Annotated in this window: 6 protein-coding genes; all 6 read left to right on the plus strand. The window is 58.6% G+C overall.

Annotation, left to right across the window (positions count from 1 at the left end):
- Positions 1-347: 347 nt before the first annotated feature.
- The gene (locus ACRZ9U_RS08955) at positions 348-1,271 is read left to right on the plus strand and encodes a hypothetical protein (protein WP_170402983.1); all 924 of its coding nucleotides are present in this window, start codon (positions 348-350) and stop codon (positions 1,269-1,271) included.
- Between the two features lie 112 nt (positions 1,272-1,383).
- Positions 1,384-1,773 (plus strand): nuclear transport factor 2 family protein, encoded by a 390-nt coding sequence (locus ACRZ9U_RS08960; protein ID WP_170396632.1) that lies wholly within the window; start codon positions 1,384-1,386, stop codon positions 1,771-1,773.
- Positions 1,770-4,562 (plus strand): [protein-PII] uridylyltransferase family protein, encoded by a 2,793-nt coding sequence (locus ACRZ9U_RS08965; RefSeq protein WP_170402980.1) that lies wholly within the window; start codon positions 1,770-1,772, stop codon positions 4,560-4,562. The genes ACRZ9U_RS08960 and ACRZ9U_RS08965 overlap by 4 nt, the downstream gene beginning before the upstream one ends.
- Positions 4,549-4,821, plus strand: a complete 273-nt coding sequence (locus ACRZ9U_RS08970; protein WP_170396636.1) for a hypothetical protein — start codon at positions 4,549-4,551, stop codon at positions 4,819-4,821. The genes ACRZ9U_RS08965 and ACRZ9U_RS08970 overlap by 14 nt, the downstream gene beginning before the upstream one ends.
- Positions 4,822-4,862: 41 nt before the next feature.
- Positions 4,863-6,065, plus strand: a complete 1,203-nt coding sequence (locus ACRZ9U_RS08975; RefSeq protein WP_170402977.1) for an RSP_2647 family RNA methyltransferase — start codon at positions 4,863-4,865, stop codon at positions 6,063-6,065.
- On the plus strand, positions 6,062-6,604 hold the full coding sequence (locus ACRZ9U_RS08980) for an RSP_2648 family PIN domain-containing protein (protein WP_170402974.1): 543 nt from the start codon (positions 6,062-6,064) through the stop codon (positions 6,602-6,604). The genes ACRZ9U_RS08975 and ACRZ9U_RS08980 overlap by 4 nt, the downstream gene beginning before the upstream one ends.
- Positions 6,605-6,703: the final 99 nt, after the last annotated feature.

Consider the following 6,703-nt stretch of genomic DNA (forward strand, 5'->3'; position numbering starts at 1 on the left):
GTGCTCTCTCCAGCTAGGATGTAAATGCTTTTCACATTACCAAGATGGGAGGGGGGATAGGTGGTTGCAAGGGGGTATGTGAAAAAGATTTACATTTTTCGGAAACCAGCGTCTAACCGGGCGGATCAATCAGCGGGGTAAGGCGGATTTGCGTCTCAGTAATTCAGGCCAAGCGACGCAGCCCATCGGTTAAACGTTTCATTAAGAACGCTTAATAATCAAACCCTTCCATAGGGTTTGCGCAATGGCTGCATACATAGTTTTCCGAGGAGCAATCATGGGAGGTCGCGGAAATGAATGTTGTGAACACAACTCATTGGCCGTTCGGGCCAGAGGAGAGTTTCATCTTGTCGACCGAACCAGGCCTAGCTTCGCAAGGCGGCGTATCTAGATCGATTGATCAAGTCGATTTGCCTTTTTTGAACCTCGATCCCCATGATCTCGAAGGGAAAGAAGATCTGCCGGATTTCGAACCGCGCGGGTTTTGGGACGGGATGATCGACAGCACGGTCAGCGCGTATCAGGGCGCTGGGTCTCACGAGGTTGAGTTCAGTCTTTTGATGGTGAACCACGAGATCGCGACACGCGGAAGCGCCACGCTCATTTCGGAGCTGTACCATACACAGCAAGTCGCGCTTGAAACCATGAGCATGCATGGAACGGCCATACCTGTTTCTTACGAGGCCCGGTCCGCCTTTGGATTTGAGGGCGTTCACATTGGTCAAGCAGCACAGTTTCAGCATCTGTCTATAGCCAGCGAACAGGGGGAGATGTTCGATGTGCATGGGGTCGATGCAAATGGCGATCTGGTTCTGGCGTCATTCGGCTATTACGAGGTCGTCGAGATCGCAGGCAAGCTTCATCAAAACGGTATTTCTGATTTTGCGCTGAGTTTTGAGGTGTCGTTCGAGCTCGAAATGAATGAGACCGGTCTTTATGAAGTATTTGCTGCGGTCTCGTTCGATGGCCAAATTGACTTTAACCACGGAATGTCGCGCTTTTTTGAGTTTGAAGAGGATATGTATTTCCCAGCTCGCAATCTGGGGAGTGTGGAATTTGGCCCTCTGCCAGATGGCCTGTTCCAACAACTGGCGATGTTTCAGGCTCATATGGGTGACGCCTGGGACGAGTTGGTGAGTTTGAACGATCAGCTTGAGGCGGTGTTTTTGCAGCTTCGTGAAGACGAGCACTATGACGAGTGGGATTTGGCCGGGCAGGGGATTGAAAATCCGTTCACTTTCGATTTGCCGCCAGTGGATCAGTGGCTATAACGATTTGGACATTAGGCCCTTTCTGCTGTTCAATCGGACAGGGCTAAGCCAACTCTGTCCGATCATGTGCGCTGGCCGCATCTGATTTTCGGCCGTCACAAGTCATAGGCAAATGGAAGATATTGAAAACACCAGCCCACCGTCACTCGATCAGATCCTCTCGCTGGAAAAACAGGTATGGACTGCGCTGGTTGAAGGCAATGCACAGGCCGACCGGGCACTTCTGAGCCCCGATTTTCTGGGCGTGTATCCAACGGGTTTTGCCAACCGCGACGATCATGTTGGCCAGTTCGCCGATGCGCCTACGATGGCGCAATATGAACTCAGCGATACCAGGTTGCGCGTCTTATCGGCGGATGTGGTTTTGCTCTCATACAGGGCAGATTATCTACGCCCCGAAGCACAGGAATGGGAGGCGATGCTGATCTCATCCCTATGGGAGCGGCGTCACGATGTCTGGATCAACAGTTTCAGCCAGGACACACCACTGGAACGGTCATGAGCCAGCCTCTTGTTATCAACCGCTTGCCGCGCGCTTTTCATACCGATCTGGGTGACGAAACACGCGCGGCGCTGCCCGATTTGACTGCCGAGCAGGGGGAGTTGATCGCGGGAACTGCGGGCTCTAGCCCCTACCTGAAAGGGTTGATTGACCAAGAAAGGAACTGGTTGCCACACGCGTTGCAGCAACCGGAGCAGGCATTGTCGGAAGTGATGGACGCGGCGCGCGCGCTGCCGTCGGATCAGTTGAAACCCGGTTTGCGGCAAGCGAAGAGGCGCATGGCCTTGCTGACGGCGCTGGCCGATCTGGCGGGTGCGTGGCCGTTGGAAAAGGTAACTGCTGCGCTGACTGACTTTGGCGCTTTGGCCGTAGATGTGGCAGCGAAGGCCGAAATTGCTGCGCTGATCCGGCGCGGCAAGCTGCCGGGTATGACCGAGAATGATGTCGAAACCGCAGCTGGTATGGTCATTCTGGCGATGGGCAAAATGGGCGCATATGAGCTGAATTATAGCTCGGATATCGATCTGATCGTGCTGTTCGACGAAACCCGTTTCGATCCCGATGATTTCTATGAAGCCCGTCAGGGAATGGTGCGCGCCACGCGGAATTTCTGTGCCACGCTCAGCGACAAGACGGCGGATGGGTATGTATTCCGCACCGATCTGCGACTGCGCCCGGACCCGGCAGTCACACCCGTGTGTCTGGCGATGGAAGCGGCTGAGCGCTACTATGAAAGCCTTGGGCGCACGTGGGAACGCGCGGCCTATATCAAGGCACGCCCCTGCGCCGGGGACATCGCGGCAGGTCAGAGATTCCTTGATGCATTGCGCCCGTTCGTCTGGCGGCGGCATCTGGATTTTGCCGCCATTCAAGACGCCCATGACATGCGCTTGCGCATTCGCGAGAACAAGGGAACGGGCGGAAGTCTCTCGATTCCCGGCCACGATATGAAGCTGGGGCAGGGCGGTATTCGAGAGATCGAGTTTTTTACTCAGACCCGTCAATTGATCGCGGGCGGACGTGATCCCGACCTTCGCGTCCGGGGTACCGTTCCCGGTCTGGCGGCGTTGGCGTCGAAGGGCTGGGTGCCCGAAGACGTCGCAGAGAAACTGACTGACCACTACCGCGCCCACCGCGAGGTCGAGCATCGCATCCAGATGGTGCACGACGCACAGACCCATAAGGTGCCAAATTCAGAGGACGGTTTCGAACGGGTCGCGTGCCTGATGGGGATCAGCAGCGCCGAATTGACCGCCGAACTGACCCGCCGCCTGACCGAAGTGCACGAACTGACCGAAGGGTTCTTCGCCCCTGGACCAGGCGCGGCACCCGTGCCGCTTCAGGAGGTTGAGTTTGACAAGGGTGTGCTGGCCCGCTGGCCGACTTATCCGGCGCTTCGATCGCAGCGTGGTGCACGGATATTCGAGCGGCTCAGGCCGGAACTTCTGGCGCGATTGGCAAAAACTGCGAAACCCGACGAAGCGCTATTGGCACTGGATGGTTTTCTGGCGGGATTACCCGCCGGAGTGCAGCTGTTTTCCCTGTTCGAGGCGAACCCGCATCTGATCGATCTGCTGGTCGATATCGTTGGAACGTCACATGCGCTCGCCACCCATCTGTCGCGCAACGCCTCGGTTTTTGATGCGGTGATTGGTGGCAGTTTCTTCAGCGATTGGCCCGGGCAGGCGACCTTGCAGTCGGACTTGACGCAGGCCTTGGCAGAGGAAAGCGACTATGAAACACAGCTCGATTTCGCTCGTCGCTGGTGCAAGGAGTGGCACTTTCGCATCGGTGTGCATCATCTGCGCGGACTGATCGATGGGGCGCAGGCCGGGCAGCAATATGCCGAACTGGCGCAGGCCGTGATTGCGGCGGTTCTGCCCTGCGTTGTCGACCAGTTCTCCAAAAAGCATGGACCGGCGCCCGGGCGCGGCGCCGCGGTTTTGGGCATGGGGTCACTTGGGGCAGGGCGCATCAACTCGCAATCCGATCTGGACATGATTGTCATCTACGATCCTCAGGATCAGGACATGTCCGATGGCCCTCGCCCGCTGGCAACGCGGACATACTACGCTCGTTTCACCCAGGCTCTGATCACGGCGCTCAGCGCGCCAATGTCGCAGGGACGGCTTTATGAGGTCGACATGCGTCTGCGCCCGTCGGGCAATCAGGGGCCGGTGGCTACAAGCTGGGCCAGCTTCACTAACTATCAGCAGAATGAGGCCTGGGTGTGGGAACACCTTGCTTTGACTCGCGCCCATGTGGTCGCAGGTGAAGCCGGTTTAGCCGAGGATATCGAAAACTTCCGCGCTGAATTCCTGTCGCAAACGCGCGACCACCAGAAGGTGCTGAAAGAAGTGGCCGCGATGCGCGAAAGACTGGCCGCAGCCAAAGCACCAGCGGGCGTTTGGGACGCAAAGAATGGGCCGGGCCGCATGATGGATATCGAGCTGATGGCAGAGACGGGCGCATTGCTGGCCGGATTGCCCCAGCGCGATGTACACTGGGGTCTGGACGGGGCGGTCGCTGTCGGGCTGCTGGATGTCGCGCAGGCGCAAACCCTGAAGGGTTGTTACGATTTATGCTGGTCGGTGCAATGTGCGGCGCGTCTGCTGTCGGGAAAGGTGATCGAGGCCGACAAGATCGGTGAAGGCGGTACGGCCTTTCTGTGTCGGGCGACCGGGTTCGATCAGGTCGAACAGCTGCAATCCGCGTTGCAAGACAATTACAGCACTGCGGCCTCGTTGATTGGCGCAGTTGTCGGAGGGGTTGAAGATGGCACGCAGTGATGATCCGAATGACCACAAAGGCCTGATCCGCGAGGCGTATCGCATTGAAGGCATCACCTTGCCCGAGTGTCGCAGCATCTTTCTGGATTGGGCGCTGAGCCTGCCCGGAGAGCTTGACCAAAATCAGGCCCTGACCAACCTGCACGCAGTCTATTCGGAACAGGCTGCTGATCATCCGATGACGCAGGTCCTGACCGAGGGTTTGCAGGCGGCCCAAGCCCCCAAGCGTCGTGGCGGCTGGCGCAAGCGCAACCGTTAACGGGGCTTTCACCCACGCGCATTCACGATTATGAGGGCGCCATGACAACCACAGCTGATCGCCCCCGTATCCGTTTGAAACCCAAGGCCAATGCGCGTGGCCTGCGCCACGGGTTTCCCTGGGTCTATGCCAATGACATCGTCACCGACCGCCGGACCCGCAAAATCGGGCCGGGGTCCTTGGCTGTGCTGGAAGACGAGAAGCGCGCGCCAATCGCTCTGGTCGCGGTGAATCCGGTCTCGAAGATCATGTGCCGGGTACTTGATCGCGATATCGGCGCGCAGTTGGATGCGGACTGGTTTGAAACCCGTCTGCGCCGCGCGCTTGAGATGCGCGAGCGACTGTTCGATGCGCCGTACTACCGCCTGATCCATGCCGAGGCGGATGGGTTTCCCGGGGTGATCATCGACCGGTTCGGCGACGCCTGCGTGATCCAACCCAACGCAGCCTGGGCTGAGGCACATCTTGAATCACTGACCGACGCGCTGGTCAAGGTGACCGGGGTCGACACAGTGCTGAAGAACGCCTCGGGGCGCACGCGTGTGCTCGAGGGGTTGGACGACACCAATCTGACCTTGCGTGGAACTGTGCCTTATGAGCCTCTGCCAGTGCCAATGAATGGCGCAACCTACATGGCTGACCTGACTGGTGGGCAGAAAACCGGCCTGTTCTATGACCAACGCCCCAATCACGCGTTTGCCGCCAAGTTGGTTCACCCCGAGGCGCAGGTGCTGGATGTATTCAGCCACGTCGGAGGCTTTGGTCTGGCCATGTTAGCGGGCGGAGCAGCACAGGCATTGTCCGTTGACGGCTCGGCAGCGGCGCTCGAACTGGCGGCGAAGGGCGCTGAAGCCTCAGGATTTTCTGCCCGTTTCCAGACCCGACAAGGCGACGCCTTTGATATACTGACCAAACTCGGCGAAGAGGACGCGTTGTTCGACGTCGTCATCTGTGATCCCCCGGCTTTTGCACCTTCGAAACAGGCGTTGGATGCAGGTTTGCGCGCCTATGAGCGTACCGCACGTCTGGCGGCTCCGCTGGTCAAACCGGGCGGGTATCTTGGCCTCTGCTCCTGTTCTCATGCCGCTGATCTGGGCCGTTTCCGCGATGCCTCATCCCGTGGGATCGGACGGGCAGGACGACAGGCCCAACTGATCCGAACTGGCTTTGCCGGGCCGGACCATCCACAACTGCCGCAGCTGGCAGAAAGCGGCTACCTCAAAGCCGTGTTTTACCGTCTGTGAAGGCGGTTCTTGATACCTGCGTCATCTATCCCACGGTGATGCGAGAGATGCTGTTGGGCGCAGCGAGGCTTGGTTATTTCACGCCCGTCTGGTCTGCACGTATCCTCGAAGAATGGGCCCGTGCTGCCCGCAAACTCGGCCCCGAGGGAGAGGCGCAGGCGCACGCCGAAATCGCGCTGGTTCAGGCCCATTGGCCAAATGCCGAGCAACCCGCCAACCTCGGTGTTGAACAGCGCCTATGGTTGCCGGATGCCGCCGACATCCACGTTCTCGCAACGGCGGTCACAAGCTCGGCAGATGTCATTGTCACCGTCAATGCCAAGGACTTTCCCAAGAATATTTTGGCCGACGAAGGGCTTGAGCGGCGCGATCCGGACGGGCTGCTGCATGAACTCTGGCTGTCCGACCCCGAAGGCATGACGCAGGTTTCCAAAGCGGTCCTTGCTGAAGCCAACCGGCTATCCGGTGCTCAATGGACCTTGCGCAGCTTAATGAAAAAAGCCCGCCTGCCGCGCCTTGGCAAAGCCCTGAGTACTTAATTCGGGGTCGGACGGGCTGCTGCATGAACTCTGGCTGTCCGACCCCGAAGGCATGACGCAGGTTTCCAAAGCGGTCCTTGCTGAAGCCAACCGGCTATC

Source organism: Ruegeria sp. D7 (genome assembly GCF_056534355.1).